This is a genomic window from Nocardia anaemiae NBRC 100462, from assembly GCF_001612725.1.
In the GTDB taxonomy this organism is placed as follows: Bacteria; Actinomycetota; Actinomycetes; order Mycobacteriales; family Mycobacteriaceae; genus Nocardia; species Nocardia anaemiae.
Map to the genome: position 1 here is coordinate 369,476 of NZ_BDAZ01000008.1, position 24,105 is coordinate 393,580.

General features: G+C 66.1%; 13 protein-coding genes. 2 read left to right on the forward strand and 11 right to left on the reverse strand.

Annotation, left to right across the window (positions count from 1 at the left end):
- The 11 genes from NA5_RS07310 to NA5_RS07360 all read right to left on the reverse strand — a co-directional run bounded on the left by NA5_RS07310 (position 1) and on the right by NA5_RS07360 (position 22,647).
- The gene (locus NA5_RS07310; protein WP_062983180.1) at positions 1–1,770 is read right to left on the reverse strand and encodes an MFS transporter; all 1,770 of its coding nucleotides are present in this window, start codon (positions 1,768–1,770) and stop codon (positions 1–3) included.
- Between the two features lie 85 nt (positions 1,771–1,855).
- Positions 1,856–2,620: an ABC transporter permease gene (locus NA5_RS07315; RefSeq protein WP_062983182.1), complete on the reverse strand. Its 765-nt coding sequence runs from the start codon at positions 2,618–2,620 to the stop codon at positions 1,856–1,858.
- Positions 2,617–3,381 (reverse strand): ABC transporter permease, encoded by a 765-nt coding sequence (locus NA5_RS07320; RefSeq protein ID WP_062983184.1) that lies wholly within the window; start codon positions 3,379–3,381, stop codon positions 2,617–2,619. Before NA5_RS07320 ends, NA5_RS07315 begins: the two co-directional genes overlap by 4 nt.
- Complete coding sequence (locus NA5_RS07325; RefSeq protein ID WP_062983186.1) at positions 3,378–4,334, reverse strand: daunorubicin/doxorubicin resistance ABC transporter ATP-binding protein DrrA; 957 nt, start codon at positions 4,332–4,334, stop codon at positions 3,378–3,380. The genes NA5_RS07320 and NA5_RS07325 overlap by 4 nt, the downstream gene beginning before the upstream one ends.
- Positions 4,331–8,935, reverse strand: a complete 4,605-nt coding sequence (locus NA5_RS07330) for a non-ribosomal peptide synthetase (protein WP_062983188.1) — start codon at positions 8,933–8,935, stop codon at positions 4,331–4,333. Before NA5_RS07330 ends, NA5_RS07325 begins: the two co-directional genes overlap by 4 nt.
- 67 nt (positions 8,936–9,002) lie before the next feature.
- Entirely contained in the window at positions 9,003–15,011 is a 6,009-nt protein-coding gene (locus NA5_RS07335; protein ID WP_062983190.1) for a non-ribosomal peptide synthetase, read from the reverse strand.
- Positions 15,012–15,013: 2 nt separating this feature from the next.
- The gene (gene nbtC, locus NA5_RS07340; RefSeq protein WP_062983192.1) at positions 15,014–18,109 is read right to left on the reverse strand and encodes a nocobactin polyketide synthase NbtC; all 3,096 of its coding nucleotides are present in this window, start codon (positions 18,107–18,109) and stop codon (positions 15,014–15,016) included.
- Positions 18,102–19,418: a beta-ketoacyl [acyl carrier protein] synthase domain-containing protein gene (locus NA5_RS07345; RefSeq protein ID WP_062983194.1), complete on the reverse strand. Its 1,317-nt coding sequence runs from the start codon at positions 19,416–19,418 to the stop codon at positions 18,102–18,104. The genes nbtC and NA5_RS07345 overlap by 8 nt, the downstream gene beginning before the upstream one ends.
- Positions 19,415–20,206: a thioesterase II family protein gene (locus NA5_RS07350; RefSeq protein WP_062983197.1), complete on the reverse strand. Its 792-nt coding sequence runs from the start codon at positions 20,204–20,206 to the stop codon at positions 19,415–19,417. The genes NA5_RS07345 and NA5_RS07350 overlap by 4 nt, the downstream gene beginning before the upstream one ends.
- A 177-nt stretch (positions 20,207–20,383) precedes the next feature.
- Positions 20,384–21,319, reverse strand: coding sequence for a methionyl-tRNA formyltransferase (locus NA5_RS07355; RefSeq protein WP_062983199.1), 936 nt, complete (start codon positions 21,317–21,319; stop codon positions 20,384–20,386).
- A gap of 41 nt (positions 21,320–21,360) precedes the next feature.
- Positions 21,361–22,647: a SidA/IucD/PvdA family monooxygenase gene (locus NA5_RS07360; protein ID WP_062983201.1), complete on the reverse strand. Its 1,287-nt coding sequence runs from the start codon at positions 22,645–22,647 to the stop codon at positions 21,361–21,363.
- A gap of 141 nt (positions 22,648–22,788) precedes the next feature.
- Between NA5_RS07360 and NA5_RS07365 the strand changes: the two genes are divergently transcribed.
- Positions 22,789–23,280, forward strand: coding sequence for an MTB12 C-terminal domain-containing protein (locus NA5_RS07365; protein ID WP_062983366.1), 492 nt, complete (start codon positions 22,789–22,791; stop codon positions 23,278–23,280).
- Between the two features lie 123 nt (positions 23,281–23,403).
- A complete protein-coding gene (locus NA5_RS07370) occupies positions 23,404–24,105 on the forward strand; it encodes a siderophore-interacting protein (protein WP_062983203.1) in 702 nt (233 codons plus the stop codon).

Consider the following 24,105-nt stretch of genomic DNA (forward strand, 5'->3'; position numbering starts at 1 on the left):
TCAGCGCGCGGCGACGAGTTCGTCGGCCTCGGCGAGTTCGGCCAATTCCTCCTCGATGTACTTATCGCCCGCGAAGTACGACGCCGCGGCGGCCAGGAACATCATCACGGCAGCCGAGACGAACACCACGATCAGACCCGAGTGGAACGGTCCGGTGAGCAGATGCGGGAAGAACTCCTGACCGGTGAGGGTGTCCGCGTTGACCCCGGGCTTGGCCAATTCGCCACTGGGACCGAGCAATTCCTGGATCGGGTTGTAGCCGAGGAAGGCGGCGAACATGCTCGCGACGGGCGGCAGGTCGGCGAGCTGGGACGCGGCGCCCGCGGATACGCCCTGGGCGCGCAGACCGCTGTCGAGGGCCGAGGGCAGGCTGGCGGCGAGGCCGACGACCATGAGCGAGAAGAAGATTCCCATCGACAGCGCATTGCCGCCGTTGAACAGGGTGCCCCGCATACCGGATGCCGCACCGCGCTGGGACGCGGGCACGCTCGACATGATGGCGGCGGTATTCGGCGAGAAGAACAGTCCGCAGCCGATGCCGTTGAGCAGCACGATCGCGGCGAATACCCAATAGTTGAAGTCGACCGGGATGACGAGCAGCAGCAGGAAAGTGAGCCCGGCCAGCGCCGCACCGCCGGTGGTGAACCGCCGCGATCCATAGCGGTCCGACAGCCAGCCCGAAACCGGTCCGGCGGCAAGGAATCCCACGGTCAGCGGCAGCAGATAGATACCGGCCCACAGCGGCGTCGATTCGTAGTCGTAGCCGTGTAGCGGCAACCAGATGCCCTGCAGCCAGATGATCAGCATGAACTGCATGCCGCCGCGGCCGATCGAGACCATCAGATTGGCGAAATTGCCGAGGCCGAATGCGCGGTTGCCGAACAGCGCGAGGTGGAACATCGGTTCGGCGACCTTGGTCTCCACCACGCAGAACGCCGCCAGCAGTGCGATGCCGCCGAGCACCGCACCGAGCACCCAGGGATTGGACCAGCCGGTGGGGTGGCCGCCGTAGGGCTGGATGCCGTAGGTGATACCAGTCAGCAGTGCGGTCAGACCGAGGCCGAAGGTGATGGTGCCCGCCCAGTCGACCTTGCCCTTGGTGCGCGTGCCAACCTCGTGCAGCGACCGGTAGGACCAGATCGAGCCGATTACGGCGATCGGCACGCTGACCCAGAACACCGCGCGCCAATCCCATTCCGACAGCACGCCGCCGATGATCAGTCCGAGGAACGAGCCCGCGACCGCGGCGACCATATTGATGCCGAGCGCGGTACCGCGCTGTTTGGCCGGGAAAGCGTCGGTGAGGATGGCCGTCGAATTGGCCGTCAGCATGGCGCCGCCGATGCCCTGCAGCACACGCCAGACGATGATCCACATCGCGCCCGAACCACCGTGGAACGGATCGAAGGACAGCGCGACCGAGGTCACCGCGAAGACCGCGAAACCGAGGTTGTAGATCCGGACGCGGCCGAAGATATCGCCGAGCCGCCCGAACATCACCACGAGCACCGCGGTGACGAGCAGATAGCCCATCAGCATCCACAGCAGATAGCCGACATTGCCCGCCTCCAGCGGATTCAGTCCGATACCTCGAAAGATCGCGGGCAGCGAGATCAGCACGATCGAGGCGTTGACCGCACTCAGCAACACACCGAGGGTGGTGTTGGTCAGGGCGATCCATTTGTAGTTCGGATGGTCCCGGTCGTAGCGCAGGCGACGGCGAATGGTCTGGACATCATCCAGGTCGAGATCGGCGGATGGAATCGTCACGGCAGCCCCTTGCTGATTGTTACCTCAGGAAACTATATAGTTAGCCGATGTAACTATCAACAAGAGGCCCCGCTCAGTGGACTGCTCAGCCCGCCGCGGCCTTGCGGTAGCCGCGTACCGCGAAGGCGCCGAAGACCAGGGCGAGCCCCGCCGACCAGGCAATGGTCTGCAGCAACGGATTGACGATGGGGCCGCCGAGCGTGCAGCCGCGCATTGCCTCGATGGCGCAGCTCATCGGCTGGACGCGCACTACGGGCTGCAGCCAACCCGGATAGTTCTCCAGCGGTGCGAATCCGGAATTGAAGAACATCCCGAGCAGCACGAGCGCCGAGAACAACTGCACGACCTTGTCGCCCGCCTTGCTGACGCCGACCGTGATCACCATGGTGGCGAAGCCGGGAATCAGCAGCACCGGAACGGCCAGCGCACCGAGCACACCGGGCCAGCCCTGCTCGAAACGCAATCCCAGCGCGACGCCGATGACGACCACGATGATCGTCGCGATCAAGGTGCGTCCGCATTCGGCGAGCAGCCTGCCGATCAGTCCGGCCGCGCGGTGCACCGGCAGCACCCAGATGCGCCGCAGCAGACCGCTTTCCCGCTCCGCGTAGAGCGAAAGGCCGGTGCCCATGGCGCCGTACATCGCGCCGGTGACCGCGATCATCGGGACGAAACCGTAGATGGCGTCCACGCCGGAGGATGCGCTGAGGAATTTGTTCAGCACCAGTTGGTACATCAACAGCAATAGCACCGGCAGGATCAGCGTCGAGGTCAGCACCTCCTGCTCGCGCGGCCAGCGGCGCAGCAGTCGGCCCATTTCGACCAAGCTCTGGTCGATCAGTGTTCTCACGGCCGCCGCCTTTCCACCCAGACCGAGATCGCGGTGAAAGCCACGATCAGACCGAGAATCCAGGCCACCGCGACCGCGACGGCCGAGGTGTATTCGCCACTGGCCAGACCGCGCAGGGCGGCAGCGGCCTGGGAAACCGGCTGATTGCGGACGAAGGGTTGGATCCAACCTGGAAACCCTTCGGCCGGAACGAAACCCGTGGACATCATGATGAGCAGCAGTTGCGGTGCGAGCAGCGCGGACGCGCCGATTTCCGGCTTACCGGTTGCGACACCGAGTGTGTCGGCACCGATCACCAGCGCCACGGCGAAGGCGAGCGACAGCGCGATGAAGACGAGAGCCGCTGCCGCACTGTGGAATCGGAAACCGAACACCGTACCGATCACCAGCGCTCCGGCGAGTCCGGCCAGCGCGCGAACCAGATTCGCGGACATCCGGGCGGCCAGCGGCACCCAGGATTTGACCGGCATGGACCGCATGCGAGTTCCCATGCCGCTGAAGGTGTCTCGGGCGGCGCGATCGCCCGCCGACATCGCGGTGAAGAACATCGCCTGTAGCACGATGACCGGCAGCAGGTACTGGGCGTAGTCCGCACCGGTCTGCTCCATCGACTTGCGCAGCGGGACATAGAAACAGACGAAGAAGATCATCGGCGCGACGAAGCCGAAGGGCAGATCACCCTCGCGCACCGCCGCGCGCACGGTGCGGCCGCTCAATGCGGTCCACTGCATTCCGGCGGGAACGGTGATTGATTCGGTCATGCGGTCACCAATCCCGGTTCGTCGGTGGTGAGCTTGATGAAGACCTCGTCCAGTGACGGTCTGCGCAGGGCGATATCGATGAGTTCGATATCGGCATCGGTTATCCGGCGCAGCGCCTCGGCCAGGGTGGCGGCACCGTCGGGAGCCGGAAGCGAAACCCGGTCCTTGGATTCGGCGACGGTGACGGTGCCGAGGCCGTCGAGCGCGGTGACCACAGCGGGCAGCTCAGCCGCATCGACCGGGACGACCTCGCAGTAGCTGGAACCCGAGCGGGCCTTGAGTTCGTCGGCGGTGCCTTCGGCGATCACCCGGCCCTTGTCGATGACGATGATGTTGTCGCTCAACGCATCCGCCTCTTCGAGATACTGCGTGGTGAGCAGGATCGTCACCCCCTGTTCCCGCAGTGAACGCACCAGCGACCAAACGCCCTGTCTGCTCACCGGATCCAGGCCGGTGGTGGGTTCGTCGAGGAAGACGACCTTGGGCGGGCGCACCAGGCCGCAGGCGATATCGATGCGTCTGCGCATGCCGCCGGAATAGCCGCCGACACGGCGATCGGCGGCCTCGACCAGATCGAACTGTTCGAGCAGTTCGGTGGCGCGCACCTTGGCCTGTTTCGGGCGCAGCCCCATCAGACGGCCGAACAGGACGAGATTCTCCCGGCCGGTCAGCACCTCGTCGAGCGCCGCGTACTGGCCGGTGAGCATGATGGATGCCCGCACGGCCGCGGCCTCGCGCACGACGTCGTGCCCTGCGACCATGGCGCGGCCCGCATCGGGCTTGGTGAGCGTGGACAGGATGGAGACCGTGGTGGTCTTGCCCGCGCCGTTCGGGCCGAGTATGCCAAGCACACTTCCGGCGGGCGCCGAGAAGGTCAGGCCGCGCACGGCGTGGACGTCGCCGAAAGACTTGCGGACGTCCTCGACCACGATGGCGTTTTCGATCGTGTTCATCGTTCTCCCGGTGTTGGGCTCGGTATGGCGGCGGCCACTGCGGTGACGCAGCGCTGCCAGATGGTGGCGAAGCGGTCGATCTCCGTGCTGTCGAAAAGTGCGTCGCTCCAGCGGACCAGGGTGGCCAGCTGGGGGCCGTCAGCGCTCGGATAGACGGCGACGACGAGGTCGAGCGCATAGCGCAGCGGCATATCCGGTTCGGGGGCGACCGGAAGCCGTTGGTGCAGGCCGAGATCGGTGATCGGCGTCCATGGACCCGATTTGCCCGCGTTCAGGTCCATGCGGCCCAGGTAGTCGAGCATTACCTGCGGGTCGGCATGCGGCTCGCTTTCGCGGTAGCGGAGCAGGCCATAGTCCAAGCCCTTGTTCGGGATGCTGTCCAGCTGGGCCGCAACGGCCTTCAGCAGGGACGCCGTTTCGGCGGGATCGGATTCGGCGCGGGTGATGTCGAGTGTCGAGCCCGCGCCGATGCGCACTGGATACACGGTGGTGAACCAGCCGACCGTGCGCGAGGTGTCGACGTCGCCGACGATGGCATCCTCGCGACCGTGGCCCTCGAGGGCGACCAGTGCGCCGGACGAGCCGCTCTGGCCGCGGCGGGCGCGCCAGGTCGTCAGCGCGATTGTCAGTGCGGTGAGCAGTATTTCGTGCATGCCGAGATCGGTGCCGATGCCGTCGAGGATGCGGCGGGTGGTGTCGGTCGGCGTGAACGACGGTGTGAGGCGGTAGGAGGACCAGGTGTCGCGGGTCGGATCCGGGTGACGCAGACCGAGTTCCGGATCGGGGCCGGTCAGTTGCTCGATCCAGAAGTCGCTTTGGGCCGACACTTCCGGTGCGGTCCGGCGCTTGTCGAGTAGTTCGGCCCAGCTCCTGTATCCGGTGAATTCGCTTGCAACAGCGGAGATTTGACCAGCGCTGAGTTGCGACCATGCCGCTGCCAGATCCGCCAGGATGATGTGCCAGGAGACGGGATCCACGGCGAGGTGGTGGATCGATAGCAGCAGCACATCAGGGCCGACGAAGCGGACAGCCTGAATCATGGTGCCCGTCTTCGGATCGATGCGATCGATCGCCGCTCGCGCATGCTCCTCGAGTACCGCGCCGAAATCACCGGATACCCGAACCTCGTGCAGGACATCGGCGGCACGCACGCTGCCCTGGGCTCTGGTTTCGAACACGGTTGCCGACAGTCGGCCGCGCAGCATGTCGTGACCGTCGAGGAGTGCCTGCAGCACCGCTGCCAACCGGGCCCGATCCGCTTCGGGGGGCAGCGATATCAGCGTCGAGAGTGCGAGTCTGCGGAAGCCGCCGTACTCGTACATCCAGGACATGATCGGCGTCGGGACTACGGCGCCGATCTCGACAGGGTCGCTCACCTGCGGTGCGGCACGGGAATCGATGGCGGCGGCCAGATCGCGGACGGTCGGGTTGGTCATGACCATGGCGGGGCTGACCGAGAGTCCCGCGCGGCGCACGGCGTTCACCAGCGAGATGGCGACAATGCTGTCCATGCCGAGTTCGATGAAGTCGGCATCGATGCCGGGTGTGCTGCCGCCCAATGCCTCGGCGAGGGCGCGGCACAGGATTCGCTCGGTATCGGTGCTCGGCAGGGTGCGCTGGGCGCAACCCTGCAATGCCTCCAGCCCGAGAGTATGCAGAGCGCGCACATCGAGCTTGCCGTTCCGGGTGACCGGTAATTCGGGCAGCGAGATGACCTGCGCCGGAACCATATATGCGGGCAGGCGCTGGGCAAGTCCGGCACGCAAGTCGGCCGAATCGGCACCGACCGCGAAGGCGACGAGACTCGGGCCACTCGGCCGCTGCACAACCAGCACGGCGCCCGCGCGCACCAGCGGCAGTTGCAGCAGAGCCGTTTCGATATCGCCGATTTCGATTCGGTAGCCGCGAATCTTGACCTGATCATCGGCGCGGCCGAGATAGGCGAGATCGCCATTCGGCAACTGCCGCACCAGATCACCGGTGCGATACATGCGCGCGCCGGGTCGGAAAGGGTCGGCGACAAAGCGATCCGAGGTGATGGCCGCCTTGCCTATATAGCCGCGCGCCACCTGAGCGCCGGACAAATACAGCTCACCCACGACCCCGCGCGGCACCGGCCGCAGCATGGCATCGAAGACATATGCGGACATGCGATCCACTGGTCCGCCGATGGTGGGGCTGGCATTGCCCGGCTCATTGGAACCGGTATTCACCGTCGCGACCACCGCCTCGACGGTGGTCTCGGTGGGCCCGTAGCAGTTGTAGACCGCCGTGCCCGGCAGTGCGCGCAATTGCTCCCACATGGGCGCGCCGATGGCCTCGCCGCCGAGGGCGAGCACGGTCAGTCGTTCACCGTCCACCAGACCGGCGGCCGAAAGCTGGGTGAACATGGACGGCGAGGTGTCGATCATGTCGATCCGGTGCCGGACGATGCCGTCGACGAGGCCCTGCGCATCGCGCATTTCGTTCTCGTCGAACAGGTGGATGGTGTGACCGTCGAACAGGCCGATCATGGGCTGCCAGGAGGCGTCGAAGCTGAGCGACCAGGCGTGCGCAATGCGCAGTCGGCGGCCGAGCCGGGCCACCGCCGGACGGTAGACGCGGTCGCGGTGATCGGTGAAGTAGCTGGTCAGAGCGGCGTGAGTGCCGATGACGCCCTTGGGTTCGCCGGTCGAGCCGGAGGTGAAGATGAGGTAGGCGGCGGTCTGTGCGGAAACCGGTCGGTAGGGCTCGATCGGGTGGTTTGCGATCCGCTCCGCTACCTCGGGATCGTCGAGCACCAGGACCGGGCGCGTGGTCTCGCCGAGCACGTTGGCGGACGCTGCGACCGTCAGAACTAGTTTCGGGTGCGCTTGGCTCAGGATGGATTCGACGCGTGCGACGGGCGCCGAGATATCGACCGGCACATAGGCTCCGCCTGCTTCCAGTACGGCGAGGATCGCGATGATGGACCGAGCCGATCGCGGCAGCGCAAGGGCGACAACCGTTTCCGGACCGATACCGGTGCCGATCAGCTCATTCGCCAGTTGTCCTGCGGCCACCCGCAATTCGCGGTAGGTGTAGCGATCCGAACCGGTGCTCAGTGCGATCGCATCCGGGGTGCTGGCCACCTGGTTGAGGAAGAGCCCGTAAGCCGTCTCATTCGCGGAGTCCGGCCACTCGGCATCGACGACTTTCTCATCGACCAACAGCAGATCCAGCGCATCAGGACTCGAATCGCCATGCTCCGGCAACTGACGCAGCACCGATAGCATCCGCTCGCCGATATCGCCGACCGGAAAGTACGGCAGCGCTTCGGCAATCGCCTCGAGCATGACGACGAGCGTGCCGCCGTTCAGATGCGACACCACCGAAAGCGGATAGTGCACCAGACTTTCCATGGCCACCGGCAGGAAGCGGGTGCCGTTCGCGGTGACGATCGGATCGGTGGCCGCGCCGATGGGCGCGTTCTCGAACACGAACAGCACGTCGAACAGCGCGCCGTGCCCGGCCGCGCGCTGAATGGTCGACAGGCTCACATATCCCGCATCCCGCATGGCCGCCGATTCGCGCTGTAGCTGCGCACATTGCTCGGCGACGGTGCGCGTCCTATCGATGACAACGCGCGCGGGCACGGTATTGATGAACAGTCCGATCATCGTTTCGACACCGGGCAGCGCATCCGGGCGGCCGGAGATGGTGGTGCCGAAGACGACATCGCGTCGATCGGTGAGCCTGCCGAGTACGACGGCCCAGGCGAATTGGACGACCGTGCTCATGGTCAGACCGTTCGCCCGCGCCCATTGCACCAGCCGCGCGGTTTCGGCATCGTCCAGGCTGAATCGGCTGCGGCGCGGGATCGCCGCGCCGACCTCGGTCGCGGTACCACCGGCCAGCATGAGCGGACCGCTCAGCGGCGCGAGGTATTCGGTCCAGCTGCGGGTGATGGCGGCGGTATCCTGCGCGGCGAGCCAGCCGATGTAGTCGCGGTACGGCCGCGCCGGTGGCAGCGAATCCGCCTGTCCCCCGGCCTCGTATACCGCGATCAACTCGCGGAAGAACACCGCGACCGCCCAGCCGTCCATCAGGATGTGATGTGCGGTCACGATCATTCTGCGTTTACCCGCCCCGCCGACTCCGCAAGCTCCGTCGGCCGCCATCCCCCGGTGTTTACCCGCCCCGCCGACTCCGCAAGCTCCGTCGGCTGCCATCCCCCGGTGTCGCCCCTCGGGCAGCGTGACCAGCGTGATGCGCAGGGCGGGACCGCGCGACAGATCGAACCGTCGCTGCCGGTCGGCCTCGGCAATGGCATCGAATTCCGCTGGCAGTGCGGAGATTTCGAACCAGGGCAGATCGACCCAGGTCGGCACGATCTGCACCGGCTTGGGTAGATCCTTATCCCAGAACGCGGCCCGCAGATTGGCGTGCCGCTCGAGGATTGCCTCGGCGCTGCGGCGCAGCATCGGCACGTCGATCGGACCGCCGATATCGATGACGAACTGCATCGTGTACAGATCGACCCCGTCGGCGGCCAACCGCGCCAACGAGAACAGCCCCTCTTGTAGTGGGCTGAGCGCGAGCACATCCTCGATTTCGGCCGGGATGCTCCGGTCCACCGTCATCGCAATGCCTTTCTGGTCATCGCGCCATCGCCACCCGTCCGGCCAGCCACTGGGAAGCAGTCGCCCCTCATTGCGACTGCTTCCATGCCGCGCCCAACGCGGCCAGCGTGTCGGAGCTGAGGCCGGACACACTCATGGCGGCATGCCGGTGCTGGTCGGGTTCTGATGGCTGAGCAGGTTGTACGCCGTCGTCGACTGCCGTACCGAACGTTTCACCGATGGTCGTGGTCACACCTGCCGCCACCGCCTCGTCGACCGCGGCCGCCAGTTCGGCGATGGTGAGGTGCTCGAATATCAGCTGCGGTGACAGCGGAAGGGCGAGTTGATTGGCGCGTGCCGACCACTGGATGGAAATCACGCTGTCGCCGCCGAGTGCGAAGAAGTTGTCATCGGCGGTGACATCCTCGATTTCCAGCAGTTCCTCGAGAACGGCGATGAGCTGCTGTTCGGTTTCGGTGTGCTCGGCATCGGAAGCTGTTGTGCCCGAGTTGGTTTCACCGGCGTTATCGGTCCTGAACGCGAGTCGCCCCGCGGTATCCCAACGCGCCCGCTGCTCGGTGCGGAACAAGCGGGCCCCCGACAGGTACGGGTCGTCGATGAATGCGTTCGCCGAATCGTCGACGTACCCCTCGGCAAGTCCCGCCCCACCGACATACACATCGCCGTCGACGCCGGGTGCAACCGGTCGCAGGGCTTCATCCAGCACCAATACCCGCGCCCCTGGAATGGGACGCGCACGTCCGCTGCCATCGACCGCACCGCGCGCCACCGCGCCCGCGTACTCCGGAATCCGGAAGTCGAATGTGGCCACCGAACCGGCAGCGAGCGCGGGCAGCAGGTCGGGAAGTGCTGCGGGCCAACCGGTTCCGATGACCTCCCAGCTGCGCACCGACGGCAGCATGGAAACGCCGGTCTGCACGAAACGCGACAGCGTGACGGGCTCGGCGACCACATGGGTGACCGAATGCGCGGTGATCAGCTCGACCAGCGCGACCGGATCTCGGCGTTGCCGTTCGGTGGTGAGGATCAGCGTCGCCCCGTCGGCGAGTGCGGCCAGCAGCTCGACCTCGATCTCGGATCCCGTCCACGGCGCGGCGACAAGTCGCACATCCGCCGAACCCCTTGCCCGGTCCAGTGATTCGCCGCGGCGATCGGCGGCAATGGCCCGTCGATCGGCTACCGCGGCGGCCACGGCCGCATGGTCGAGGACAACGTGCGAAACCGTAATGGCTCCATCGATATTCGCCGCCGCTTCCAGTGCGGCGAGCCGTCGTACCACTCCGGCCGCCGATGCGCCTTCTGCCAGCTGCGGCACTCCTCGATCGAGCTGTTCGAACAGCTCGCCATAGGTGAGTGTCTCGGTACCGCAGCGCAGCGCGATCCGAGCGGACGGAACACCGCGGCCACGCCGGACCAGCTCGGCAAGGCCGGGCACCCTGGACAGCTCCACACCGGTGGCCCATTCACCGAGGACCCGTTGCCGCTCGGCGGCGGGCATGATGTCGAGTTCAGCGACCGTGCTGTCGGGAGTTTCGGCGAAGGCAGTCAGTACGCGAAGCATCCGCTGCGCGAACAATTCCCCGGTGGCGGGCTCGTAGAGGTCGGTATTGACGATGACGCTGGCATCGAAGCCGCCGCCGGAACCCGCGAAGAAATTGATGCTGAGATCGAGCAGCGAGGTGTCGAAATCCACCGGCAGCACCGTCAGCGCGGTGTGCGCGTCCAAACCGTGACCCGCGCCGTCCCAGTTCTCCTCGCGGAAGTGCATCATGGCCTGGAACAGCGGATTCCTGGACCGGGAGCGGGCCGGATTCAGCGCGTCGACCAGGCGTTGCATCGGAATGTCCTGATTGCTGTACGCGCCGAGCGCGGTATCGCGGGAGCGCTCCAGCACGGTCCGCAGCGTCGGGTCGCCGGACAGGTCATTGCGCAGCACCACCATATTGGCTAGCAAGCCGACCAACTCGGCGGCGGCCGGATCGACCCGGCCCGCGATCGGGGTACCGAGCGGAATATCCACACCGGCACCGAGTTTGTGCAGCAGTGTCGCGACCGCGGCCTGGTAGAGCATGAATTCGCTGCCGCCGCTCGCCTCGGCCAGTGCCCTCAGCCTGCCGCGCAATTCAGCGGGCACCGCGAACGGCACCACATGCCCGTTCTTGCCGAGTATGGCGGGACGCGGACGGTCCAGCGCGACATTGATCTCCTCCGGCAGACCGGCAAGCGCGTCGCGCCAGTAGTCCATCTGGGAACCGAGTGAATCGACCAACTCGCGCTGCCACAGTGCGTAGTCGGCGTACTGCACGTCCAGCGGCGTCCAGTCCGGCGCGCCGCCCGCGGTGCGCGCACGATATGCGGTGCCGAGATCGTCCAGAATCGTCCGGAACGACCAGTGATCCGCCACCAGATGGTGTACGAGCAGCGACAGTACGTGGGTCCTGTTGTCCAGCACGAAGATTCGCGGCCGGATCAACAGCTCGGTAGCAACGGCGAAGCAGTGCCCACCCGCAGCGGCAAGTTCGGCGCGCAGTTTCTTCGGATCGTCCAGTTCCGTCACCGGCACCGCTATCGGCCCAGCGGGCAGGACCAATTGATATGGCACACCGCCGTTCTCGGGGAAGACGGTGCGCAGTACCTCGTGACGAGCGACGACGTCGGCGAGCGCGGCAGTCAGCGCGTCCAGATCCAGCGGACCGTCCACTCGCACCGTGAACGGAATATTGCCGATCGCACTCGGCCCCTCCAGCTTGCGCTGGAACCACAATGCGAGTTGCGAATACGACAGCGGAATATGCTCGGGCCGTTCACGTTTCAGTAGGGCGGGCACCGCAGAGGTGGCACGCGCCGGTGTGGCCTCGATGAGTGCGGCGAGTCCCGCGACGGTCGGGGTATCGAACGGTGCCCGCACATCGATCTCGACGCCGAATTCGGTGCGTATCCGCACGACGAGTCGGGTGGCCAGCAGTGAATGCCCGCCGAGTTCGAAGAAGGAATCGTCCGCGCCGATCTGCTCACGGCCGAATATCTGCGCGAACAGGCCAGCCAGCCGGATTTCGGTAGCTGTGCTCGGCTCCCGGTAGCGTTGCGTGGTGGCGCGTTCCGGATCCGGCAGCGCACGACGATCGAGTTTGCCGTGCACGGTCAACGGAATCTCATCGATCACCGCGAAGGCGCTGGGCACCATGTATTCCGGCAGCGTCGCTGCGGCGTGCCCACGCACCTCATCGATATCGAGGGTCGACTCCGAAAGGCCGTTGGCCGCAACCACATACGCGGCCAGCATCGCACCGACCGCGGCATCCTCGACCGCGATGACGACACAGTGCCCGACACCAGGATGGGAGGCGACGGCCGCCTCGACCTCACCGAGTTCGATCCGGAATCCACGCACCTTGACCTGCTCATCGGCGCGGCCGACGAATTCGATCTCGCCATTGGCATTGCGTCGCGCGAGATCGCCGGTCCGATACAGCCGAGCGCCCGGCGCGAACGGATCGGCGACGAACCGCTCCGCGGTGAGCCCACGCTGATTCAGGTAGCCGCGCGCCAATTGCGCTCCGCCCAAGTAGATCTCACCGACGACACCCGATGGCACCAGTTGCAGCGCCTCGTCGAGCAGGTACACCGTGACGTTCTGATTCGGCACACCGATCGGCACGATCCGGGTGCCCTGCGGACCTTCCACATTCATATGCGTCGCACACACCACGGCCTCGGTCGGACCGTAGTGATTGCGCAATTCGGCATCGAAGACACCGGCGAACCTGTCGGCCACCTCACCGGGCAGCGCCTCACCACCCACCGGAACATGCCGCAGCGCACGCCATTCGCTCACCTCCGGCAATAGCAGGAAGGTGCTCAACATCGACGGCACCATATGCAGCACGGTGACTCCGCAGCGGGTGATCAACTCGGCGACATACGGAATATCGCGGAAGGCATCGGGTTTCGGGATGACCAGCCGGGCGCCGAGCGTCAGCGTGACGAAGATATCGAGCAGGGAGGCATCGAAGCTCACCGAAGAGGACTGCAGCAACCGGTCCTCGGCGGTCATACTCCATTCCGCGACGAAGCCCGCGAGATGTTCGGCGATCGCGGCGTGGGATACCGGGACGCCCTTGGGCTTTCCGGTGGACCCGGAGGTGTAGATGACATACGCGAGATGGCCGGGCAGCAGCGGCCGCACCCGGTCGGTGCCGCCGGGATCGGTTTCGGGCAGTTCGGCAGCGGCGGATTCGGCGGCGTCCAGCTCGACCCGCCCGAGCACCAGCCGGGGCGCCGCGTCCTCGACCAGATAGTCGATGCGATCGTCCGGGTAGGCCGGATCAATGGGCAGATAAGCCGCACCGGATTTGAGCACACCCAACACCGCGACAACGAACTCCACCGAATTCGACAGCCGCAGCCCGACGATGTCCTCGGTGCCGAGTCCCTGCCCGATCAGCCAGTGCGCCAACCGGTTGGCGCGGCGATTCAGTTCCGCGTAGCTGAGTTCGGTGTCGGCGGTGCCGCGTTCGGCGGGGGCGACAATGGCGAGGGCGTCGGGTTCTGCCGCGACCTGGTTTTCGAAGAGCGCGACCATGGTGGTCGGTTCGGCCTCGACAATCGGGCCGTGCGACAGTGCCAGGATCGCGGCGCGATCGACCGCGCCGAGCATATCGATATCACCGAGCCTGCGATCGGGATTCGTCAGCGCACTGTCCAACAGCTGCAGGTAGTGGCCGAGCAGCTGCTCGACCATGGCACGGTCCAAATCGGCGATCCGGTACTCGGCCTCGAGATAGGCGCCATCGGCTTGCGTGACAACGGTCAGGCCCAGCGGAACCTGGGCCACCGTGCTGCCGAGGTCCAGCAGCGTCGCCTCGACACCCGCGAGGTCGAAACCCTGGGCGCTGCTGCGCACCCCGAAGCCGAGTCGGACCAACTGTTCCAACCCGTCCCGGCCGCCGACGCGATCCGGATTCGCCTCCCGCACAACGCGATCGATACCGACGTTCTGGTGCGCGAAGGCACCGATACAGGTGTCGCGAATGGTTTCGGTGAAGCTGGCAAAGGTGTCCTCGGCGCCGATGGTGGCGCGCAGCAGCAGCGTATTGCCGAAGTAGCCGATCAACGATTCGGCGGCCGCATCGCGGCGCACGGTCACCGGTACCGATACCAGGAAATCCGTCGCGGCGGTGTAGCGATGGATCACCGCGTCGTAGGCGGCCAGCCAGACCATGAACGGGGTGGCGCCGTGCGCACGCGCGAAGGCCGCCACGCGACCGGCGAGCTCCGCGGGCACCGGCAGGGTGCACCGATCGGACTGCTTGGCCGCAATCGTGGCGACCGCGGCCGGACCAGGCAGTTCCAAGGATTCCGGCAGCGGGCGCAGAGTTGCGCGCCAGTAGTCGATATCGGCGCTGACATTGTCGGCGGTGGTATCGCCGAAGACCGCGACATCGACGAACTGGGCACGGTCGGCCTCGACGGATTCGGCGCGGTAGGCGGCGTTGAGTTCGGTGAAGAAGACGGTCCACGAGTCGTCATCCCAGCTGATGTGATGCGCGACCAACAGCAGGACGAATTCATCGACGCCGGTGCGCACCAGGCTGACGCGCAACGGCGACTCGGTGGCTAGATCGAACGGGCGACCGAACTCCCGGCGGGCCAGCACTTCCAGCCTGCGCGACCGGCCGGAATCGGGCAGATCGGTCAGATCGTGTGTCTGCCAGGACAATTCGAGGTCGGCGCGCACGATCTGGTACGGCTCGCCGTCCTCGTCGAGACCGTAGGTGGTCCGCAGAATGTCGTGGCCGTTCACGACCGCCGCGACGGCATCGCGCAGCCGCGTCTCGTCGAGCCCACCCGTCAGCCGATAGGCCACACAGATATTGAGGGTGGTGTCCTCCGGATCGCGGGTCTGCAGAAACCACATCCGCCGCTGTCCGGCCGAAAGTGGATGACGCTCACCCGGTTTCGATCTTCGGATCGGCACCGCATCGGAAGCCGCTGCGGTCAACCCTTTTTCGGCCAAACGCTGGCGCAGCAGCGCCTTCCGGCGGTCGAGCACGCTGGCTGATTCGTTGTTCGACATCGTCAATCCCTCGCCTGGACGTTGCTGTCGGCCATCAGGCGCACGACGTCGTCCAATGACGCGCCGCCCAGAATGGCCGCCACCGGAAGATCGCGGTCCAGTTCGGCCTGCACCCGCTTGCGGAAGTCCAATGCCTGCAGCGAATCCAGGCCGAGTGCCACCAGCGGCACCGAGCTATCGATGGCGTCGAGCCCGTCGGCCCCCATGACCTTGCCCAGTTCGATGCGCACCTGGTCGGACAGTGAACCGGCGGACGGCACGACCGCCTCCGGCCGAACCACGACGGCAGGCGCGGCGACTGTGGCCTCGGCCCGCGGCGGGGCCATATCCACTCGCGCGAGCACATCGGCGAGCAGCGGACCCCAGCCGACCGCCGAGATGATGTCGTTCAACTGCGACCAATCGGCGGCCATCACAATGCGATTGCCGGGCCGCCCGATTTCGGCGTACTCGGTAAAACCGACGGCGAGTGCGTCGCGCGGGTCCATCGACTGGCCGCCCGCGGCGGCGATCCGATCCACGCCGACCGCATGCAGTGGCCCTTCCACATCCCAGATACCCCATTGCATCGCAACGGCATTCGTGCCCGCCGCACGCAGGCGCATGGCCAACACGTCGAGCATGCGGTTGACGGTGGCGTAGAGAATCTGCCCGCGCCCGCCGAAGGTCGCCGCCGCGGACGAGCAGATGACGATCCGGGCATCCGGGGCAAGTGGCAGCAGCCGCAGCAGATGGTCGGTACCGATGATCTTCGATGCCGCCATTTCGAACAGCTTGTCGGTGGTCACATCGGCGAGTTCGGCGCGCACATAGTTCACTGCGGCGTGCACCAGCATGGTCACCGGGGTGTCCGTCAGCGCGGCGGCGAGCTCACGCACGCTCGATTCGTCGCTGACATCGCATGCGACAACCGTGATCTCGGTGGTGCTCACCTGTCGGACGACCCGCAAACGGCCGGTGCCGGTAGCGGTTTCGCCGGACCGACTGAGCAGCGTAATCCGCCGCGCGCCACGACCGGCGAAGTGCTCGGCGAACTTCAGTCCGAGGGTGCCGGTCCCGCCGACGATGACGACGTGTTCGAGCTCAGCGTCATCCGGAACTCCGGCAGCCGGTTCGAGCTCCACCTCGAGCCGTTTGGCATAGAGCCCGCCCGCGCGCAAAGCCAGCTGCGGTTCGTCCTTGGCATGCAGTGCGCGCACGATCTTCGCGGCCTGCCCCGCATCAGCGGCGTCGAGGTCGAGGTGTCGGAATGCGGTGCCGATATTTTCCAGTCCGATGCAGCGGAATCCGGCGGATACCGCGCCGTGGAACAGATGCGGTGCCGGATCGTCGTCGACGGCGGCTTCACCGCGCACGGTCACCAACCAACAGTCGGCGACCGTGGCATCCAGAGCGGGCAGCCAACGCGAGTCATAGAAGCGTGCCAATTCGGCGATCGCGGCGGGTCCGTCCAGATCGGGCAACTCCGGCAGCAGCACAACGATCGAGTCGTAGTCGGCGGTGTCGGCGGGCCGATCGGGATGGTAAATGGTCGCGCCACCGCCGTGGTTGTGCGCCGCGGTGCACAGCGCCGCGGCGAGTTCGGCGCACTGACCGGTGTGATCGACGACGAGCATTGTCCGCGGCGAAACCAGCGAACGACGCTCGAGCCGCACCCAATGCTCCGCCAGCCGGGTCGCGGGGTGCTCGGGGGCGACCGGCGTCATCGTGCGGTAGGGCGCCCACAGCCGCTGCGGATTCAACACGGTGTTGGGGAAATCCCGTAGCGGCAAACGCACTGTGCCCGAATCGGATTCGACCCGCAATGCATCCCATCGATAGTTCGAATCATGTACCGCGACCGACGCCAGATTGCGGGTGAACTCGCCGAGCCCCGCCGCAGTGCGCAACGAGGTGCCGACCACGCGGAATTCCCGCCGCGGCCCGGCCGGGTCCGGGCGCACCGTGCTGAGGTTCTCCTGAATGGCCAACTGCAGCATCGGATGTTCCGACATCTCTACGAAGGTGTCGACGTCGGCGGTTGCCGCCGTGATCGCCCGATCGAACCGGACGCGGTTGCGCAGATTCCAATACCAGTACTGGTCGTGCCGCAGGTCGGGCGTAATGGTCGTACCGAGTGTCGCGCCGTAGCAAGGGATTTCAGTCGCGATGAAGTTCGTCCCGCTCATTTCGTCGCCGAGCGCGGATTCCAGCGCCTCCCGGTACTCGCTGACCACCGAGGTATGCGCCGGATACGCGACGCGGATCTCCTTGGCGAACTGACCACGCGCGGTCGCGGTCGCCACCATATCGACAATGGTCTCGCGATCACCCGATATGGCCAGAATATGTGCCGAATTGACCACCGACAGCTCGGCCCAGCCGGAGTGCCTGGCCAGTAGCGCCTCGCACTGATCGCGGTCCATGCCGAGTACGGCCATCGAATAGCCACGCGGCGAAAGCTGATCGACGGCCAAGGCCCGATGCGTCACAGCGAGCACCGAATCCCGCAGCGTCATAACTCCCGATACCGCACCGGCGGCCAGTTCACCCTGACTGTGCCCGATGGTCGCGGCGGGTTCGACACCGGCCGCCCGCCACATGGCCGCCAAGGCGTACATCTGGAACATCAACGCAGGCTGGAGCACCCGCACCTGGTCCTCGAACTGCCCTTCGTTATCGAGCAGATAGTGCAGCGGCTCCCGATGACCGAAGCGCTCCTCGAAGATCGCGGTACAGTCATCGACCGCGCGACGGAAGGTCGGGGAGATCTCGTAGAAGAGTTTGCCCATGCCCGGCCGCTGGCTGCCTTGGCCCGGGAAGACGAATCCGACGCCGCGCGCGGTAGCGACGCCAACCGCCACCGCAGGATGTTCGGCACCCGCGACGATCGCTCGCAACGCATCGAGCAGGCCGTCGCGGTCCTCGACCATCGCCAGCGCCCGCCGTCGGCGTGCCACCCTGGTGCGAAACAGCATGTCCGCCACGCGATCCGGGGTCACCTCGGGATACCGCTCGAGGTATCCCAGGATCGCCGCCGCCTCGCCGCGCAGTCCGTCGGCCGTATCGGAGGACAGCAGTACCGGGACGGTTCCGTCCGGAAGTCGGTAATCAGGCATCGGTATCCTCCAGCACGGGCATGGCCAAAATCGCGTGCGCATTGGTGCCAGCGACGCCGAACGAAGAGACGGCGCCGTAGCGGACGCCGTCGATCGGATCCCAGGGTTCGAGCTTCGTGGCCAACCGCAGGCTGGTGATGTCCCAATCCACCTCGGTGGTCGGGTTGTCCGCGTAGAGGCTCGGCGCGATCTGTCCGTTCGCGCCGCTCAGCAGCACTTTGATCAGGCCGAGCACCCCGGAGGCGGCCTGCGCGTGCCCCATATTCGATTTCACCGAGCCGAGGCGCGGGCCGTCGGTGCCGCGGTGGAGGGCGCCATAGGACTGTGCGAGGGCGGTCAGCTCGAGCGGGTCGCCGACCGGCGTTCCGGTGCCGTGGCCCTCGATCAGGCCGATGTCTTCCGGTCGAATTCCGGCCGCAGCCAGTGTCTTCTCGATCAGTCGCTGCTGTGCCGTCGCGCTGGGTACCGCGAGTGGCGCGCCCTTGCCATTGTGGTTGACCCGAGTGGCGAGAACGCGGCCGTAGATCCGGTGGCCGAGTTCGCGGGCGCGCGACTCGTGTTCGATGACGACCACACCCGCGCCCTCACCCCACAGCGTGCCGGTCGCGTCGGCGGCATAGGAGCGGCAGTGTCCGTCGACGGCGAGTGCGTTGTTCTTGGCGAATTCGAAAAATGCGGCGGGCGAGCCCATGACACAGACGCCGCCGGCCAGTGCCCGATCGCATTCACCGGCACGCACGGCATTGGCGGCCAAATGCAATGCGGTAAGCGAAGACGCGCAGGCGGTGTCGGTGGTCAGCGACGGTCCGATCAGTCCGAGGCTGTGCGAAATCCGACCCGCCACCGCGCCGAGGGCAGTCCCGGTGGCCCGGTATCCGGAGTACTCGGTGACCACTCCGGACTGCGGCCCGTATTCATTGATGGACGCGCCCATGAAGCAGCCGACCTCGGCGCCGTCCAGCGCGCCCGGATTGATGCCCGCGTTCTCCAGCGCCCGCCAGGCCACCCGCAGCGCGACCCGCTGCTGCGGATCCATCGAAACCGCTTCGCGCGGCGTGATACCGAAGAACATTGGATCGAATTCGGTTGCCTCCGAGAGGAACCCACCCGCATCGGCGACCCGGCTCCAGCCTTCGGTGCGGTGCAGCGATAGCAATTCCTCGATCGGCCACTCCCGATTGCGCGGGAAAGGCCCGATGAGTTCGCGCGATTCGGCAAGCGCGGACCAGAAGTCGGGCAGCGTCTCGATACCACCCGGCGCCTCGACGGCCATACCGGAGATCACGATCGGATCCGTTTCCGCACTCATCCGACGCGATCCAGTTTTGGTGCGAGCAGTTCCGCGATACCGGCGGCATTGTCGTTCAGATAGAAATGCCCGCCGTCGAAGATGGTGACGTCGATTTCCTGTGCACTGTGGTTGGACCAGCCGTATAGCTCACGTGGCGTGATGAAGGTGTCCTCGGCACCGCCGAGCACGTGGATCTTGGCCTGCACCTGGACATCCACCGGGCAGGTGTAGGCATCGAAGGCCCGGTAATCGGCTTTCACTACCGGCAGCGCCATCCGCATGACCTCCCGGCTGCCGAGCACATCGGCGCCGGTGCCCTCCAGCGCGCCGAGGTGGTCGAGGATCTGCTCGTCCTCGGTCGGATGCGGCGGCAGGTCGACCGCCCTTCCCGGCGAGACCGCGGCGGACGGCGCGAGCAGTCGCACCTCGAGTCCGGCAGCCTCGGCATGACGAACCAGTTCGAAGGCCACCATCGCGCCCATGCTGTGGCCGAAGACCGTCAGTGGCAGCCCGCGATTGTGTTCGGAGGTAAGGAATTCCGCGAAGCCACCGGCGGCGAGTTCGGGCAGCGTGGTCAGTGCCGCCTCGCGGGCGCGGTCCTGGCGACCCGGGTACTGGAAGATCAGGACGTCGAAGTGTTCGCTGAGCACCTTCGAGAACGCACGATACGCGGACGCACCGCTACCCGCGTGCGGACAGATCAGCAAGGGCGGGCGTGCTGTGCCGTTTCGAGCGACCTGCGAGCAGTCGCTAGCGGCGGAGCGGGGCTGGTGGAATTGCCGGATCCATCCGAGATTTGCTGGCATTTCTTGACTCCTGCGCTTCCGCCGGACGTCCCGGCGCAATGCTCGCGCCAGGCAGCGTCATTCAATCGGCGGCGTACAACACCCCCCGGCTCGCTGCACTGATCTGTGGTTACTTCTGAACGGTCGCCCAATATTAGCGTAGCCTATCCTAACAAGTCTAGGCGGACGCCCACTGCGTCACTGGTCGGTGAGATAGCCACCGCGCGTGAAGAATTCCGCGGCCGAATGTTCGGTGCCGTCCTCGGTGCGAATCCGGGTGAGCACCAAGCCGCGATTGCGTCCGCGATGCGCCTCCGGACCGCACACCACCGCGCCGCCACCCTCCTGCACGATCACACGACCGGGCGTGCCGCCGTAGCGCGCCTCCGAAACCGCCGCCTCGAGCACCTCGATCCGCTCGCCGCGGTAGTAGGTGAACGCACGCGGATACGGCTCGGACAGTGCCCGCACGAAACGCTCCAGATCGACGGCGGACCAGGTCCAATCGATGCGGCTGTCCCGCTCGGAGCGCTTGTGGAAGTAGGTGCGCTCGGATTTGCGCTGCGGCTTCCATTGCGCGGTACCGGATTCCAAGGCGTGCAGCGCTTCCCGCAGCGCGCCGGGGATGAGTTCCATACCGCGCAGTACCAATTCGGTGCCGGTATCGGTGGGTCCGATGGGCAACGAGCGCTGCACCAGGATGTCGCCGGTGTCCAACCCCTCGTCCATCCGATGCACGGTCAGGCCCGTCTCGGACTCGCCGCCGATCAGCGCCCACAGCACCGGGGAGAAGCCGGTGAACTTGGGCAGCAGCGAATCGTGCAGGTTCAGGGTGCCGTGTGGGGGCAGGTTGTAGAGCTCGGCGGGCATCCAGGTGTACCAGCTGTTCACCACGATGACATCCGGTTCGGCGCGCTTCACCAGGTCGATGGTTTCGGCATCGGCCCGTTCGGTCAGATGCACCGGGATGTCGTGCGCACGGGCGAGGCCCTCGACCGAATCCGACCAGATCCCCTTGTAGGAATCCGCACTGGCCGGATGGGTGACCGCGAGCACGACCTCGTGTTCCGAATCGATCAGTGCCTGCAGGGTTTTGCGGCCCCAGGTCTGGAAGCCGAATGAAACGATGCGCATGAAAACCTCACGTAGATGTATCCGGGGATGTCGGGGCCGAATCAACCGAGTCGGGCGGCCGCACCCCGCCGCGCACCGACGACCTGACGCGCTGGGGCGGTTCGCAATATCCGATCCGAAAGTTCGCCGAGGCAGCTCAGATTCGGGAAACCGGGACCCTGCGCGATGGCCGCCATATTCGGCAGATAGAGCTTCGCGTCCAGTCCGGAGACCGCTAGGTCGTAGCCGATCGCGGACTCGAGCCTGGCCTGGGTCAACGGACCGCCGACGGCGAGCTCGAGCAGATCGGCGGCATCGGAATCGAAGAGTTCCAGGAACCACAGCGGCTGCCCACCGGTCGCGTCGACCACCAGATCGAAGTTGTGCACTTGATCCGGACGGCGGTCGTTGCGCAGCGTCACCGCCACGCCGTCACCCTGTTCGGCGACCCGCACGACTCGCCCCTGCAGATGGTGCACGCGGTTGTCGCCGATCACGCTCTCCTGCACGCGCACCGAGAAAACACCGCGGTCGGTGCGCCGGATGACGTCGCGGCGCTCGTCCATGCTCAGCGCGTTCCACTTGGTCGGATCGCTGAAAAGCGCGTTCTCGAAATAGCTTTCGCCGCGGGTATAGATGGTGGCCTTGGGCGTGATCACCGAAATGGTCAGCATGTCGTGGCGGACCAGCTCGTCCAGCGCCGAACCCGCGGTCTCGCCGCCGCCGATCACCGCGACGCGCGAGGAAACCGGCAGCGCGCGTTTGCCCGCCAGATCCCAGAATTCGGCGATGCTGAGCACACTGGGGTGTTCGGCCAGGGCTCGCCCGCTGTGGCCGGGGCCGGTGATCATCAATGCGTCCGTGTCGATTTGGGTGGTCACGCCGTCGGCGTCGGTCACCGAAACCAGCCAGCCGTCGGCCGCCGCCGCGACCGAATCCACTCTTGCGAGGACCAATTCGAGATCGATCGCGCGGGCCACCCATTGCAGATATTTGGCCCAGACGTGGTGGTGCGGGCTCGGGCGGCCGCGGTCGATCCATTCGGCGTAGGTGCCGTGCTCGACCAGGAACGAGGTCCAGCTGTAGGCCATCATCGCCTCGTCGATAGCCCGGTTGTGCCCGCGCACCAAGGTCGAGTGGTACGGGAAGCCAATGTCCTTCTCTGGGCTGGTGCCGAGCCGGTGCTGGCCGTCGGTCCAGCCGCCACTCGGCAGCCAATTGCCGCCGACGGCATGCGCCTCGACGACGATCACGCGCGGGGGCGCGAGCCCCAATTTCCGCAGGACGTGCGCTTTTGCCGCCACCGCAAGGGCTTTGGGCCCTGCTCCGACCACCAATAGTGTGTCCACGGTTCTCCTGCGTTCGATCCGGGGCGGAGCCAGGGTCACCTAACTTCCGGCCTTCAGCTTTGCATAGGCTTACCTTATATTGCACTGTAGTGCCAGTCCTGGATCGGCACACTCCCGGCAAACGAACGATTGGATGATCCGATGCTCAGCACCAGAAATAGGCCGGTGGCGCGCCTTGCCGCCGTGGCGTTTTCCCTCACCGCGGCCGCCGCGATCGGCGCATTCGGCACCGTCGCCACCGTGGCCCCGGCCAGTGCCGCGCCCATCGGCGCGCCGATGCGGACCGCCGCCCCCGGCCTCGGCGAGTTGAAGGCCAAGCTGCAACTGGTGCTGAACACCGGCGCCGCGCGCTCCGCCCGCGCGGCCGAGCTCGAGGCGGGCGAGGCCGGTCTGAGCCTGGTCGACCAGGTCGGGGGCGCCATGGCCTCGGCTCCGCCGAGCTTCCGCTGGAATGTCCTCGGCCCGGTCAATGTCTCCGGCGATCTGCTCACCGCCCAGCTGACCACCGCCATCGACGGTTGGGACCCCTGGTACTTCGACCTGTCGTGGAAGCAGATCGATGGCACCTGGAAGCTGACCCGTGCGGCCGAATGCACCATCGCGAGCGTCGCGATGCTGCCCTGCAACCTGTAATCGCCTGCGATACGGGCACATTGGCTCCGAGGTAGCTGACTACCTCGGAGCCACACGGCTATTCGGAATCACCGCTCCGGACACCCCACGACATCAGAGTATGTTTAGGCTAACCTTAGCTGCATGGGTAGAGGTTTCGAAGGGTTGATGCTGAAGGCGTGGCGCGCCGAGGATTACCGGCTCACGGTGACCTCGACCGAGCACATCAGCGATAAATACCTGCGGCTCGGCTTCGATGCGGGCGGACTGCTCGCCGATCATCCGGTGCACCCGACGCAATGGGTGCGGCTGTGGATTCCGAATGGCGAGCGCGAGCATCAGCGCGGCTACACGCTGGTCGATCCCGATCCGGACGGGAACAAATTCTCGATCGAGTTCGCGGTACACCATGGGCCCGCCTCGATGTGGGCCCAGCAGGCGGCCGTCGGGGACCAGATCGATGTTTCGGTGCTCGGCTCGGATTTCCAACTGCCCGACCCACTTCCGAGCGAGTTCGTCGTCTTCGGCGATACCGCATCGCTGCCCGCCATCAATTCACTGCTCGACGCGATCGGCGATGTGCCCGCCCGGGTCTGGTTGGAATGGCAATACGAATCCGACACCGGGCTCCCGGTCCGCAATAAGCCGCACCACCAGGTGAAATGGGTGCAGCGGATCGACAACGGTCGACTGCTGCGCGAGCAGGCCGATGAAATGGCTTGCCCGAAGGACGCTTTCGCCTGGGTCGCGTGCGACGGCCACACCACACGGTCGATCGTCAAGGCGCTCAAGGCCAGCCATGGGCTGCCGAAAACCGCCATCAAATCCCGGGCCTATTGGAAATAG

Bases quoted from the DNA above. Each gene is read 5' to 3' on its own strand.
- NA5_RS07320 (WP_062983184.1), bottom strand. From the start codon at position 3,381: ATGACCGAATCAATCACCGTTCCCGCCGGAATGCAGTGGACCGCATTG.
- NA5_RS07325 (WP_062983186.1), bottom strand. From the start codon at position 4,334: ATGAACACGATCGAAAACGCCATCGTGGTCGAGGACGTCCGCAAGTCT.
- NA5_RS07330 (WP_062983188.1), bottom strand. From the start codon at position 8,935: ATGACGGTGGACCGGAGCATCCCGGCCGAAATCGAGGATGTGCTCGCG.
- NA5_RS07335 (WP_062983190.1), bottom strand. From the start codon at position 15,011: ATGTCGAACAACGAATCAGCCAGCGTGCTCGACCGCCGGAAGGCGCTG.
- nbtC (WP_062983192.1), bottom strand. From the start codon at position 18,109: ATGCCTGATTACCGACTTCCGGACGGAACCGTCCCGGTACTGCTGTCC.
- NA5_RS07345 (WP_062983194.1), bottom strand. From the start codon at position 19,418: ATGAGTGCGGAAACGGATCCGATCGTGATCTCCGGTATGGCCGTCGAG.
- NA5_RS07350 (WP_062983197.1), bottom strand. From the start codon at position 20,206: ATGCCAGCAAATCTCGGATGGATCCGGCAATTCCACCAGCCCCGCTCC.
- NA5_RS07355 (WP_062983199.1), bottom strand. From the start codon at position 21,319: ATGCGCATCGTTTCATTCGGCTTCCAGACCTGGGGCCGCAAAACCCTG.
- NA5_RS07365 (WP_062983366.1), top strand. From the start codon at position 22,789: ATGCTCAGCACCAGAAATAGGCCGGTGGCGCGCCTTGCCGCCGTGGCG.
- NA5_RS07370 (WP_062983203.1), top strand. From the start codon at position 23,404: ATGGGTAGAGGTTTCGAAGGGTTGATGCTGAAGGCGTGGCGCGCCGAG.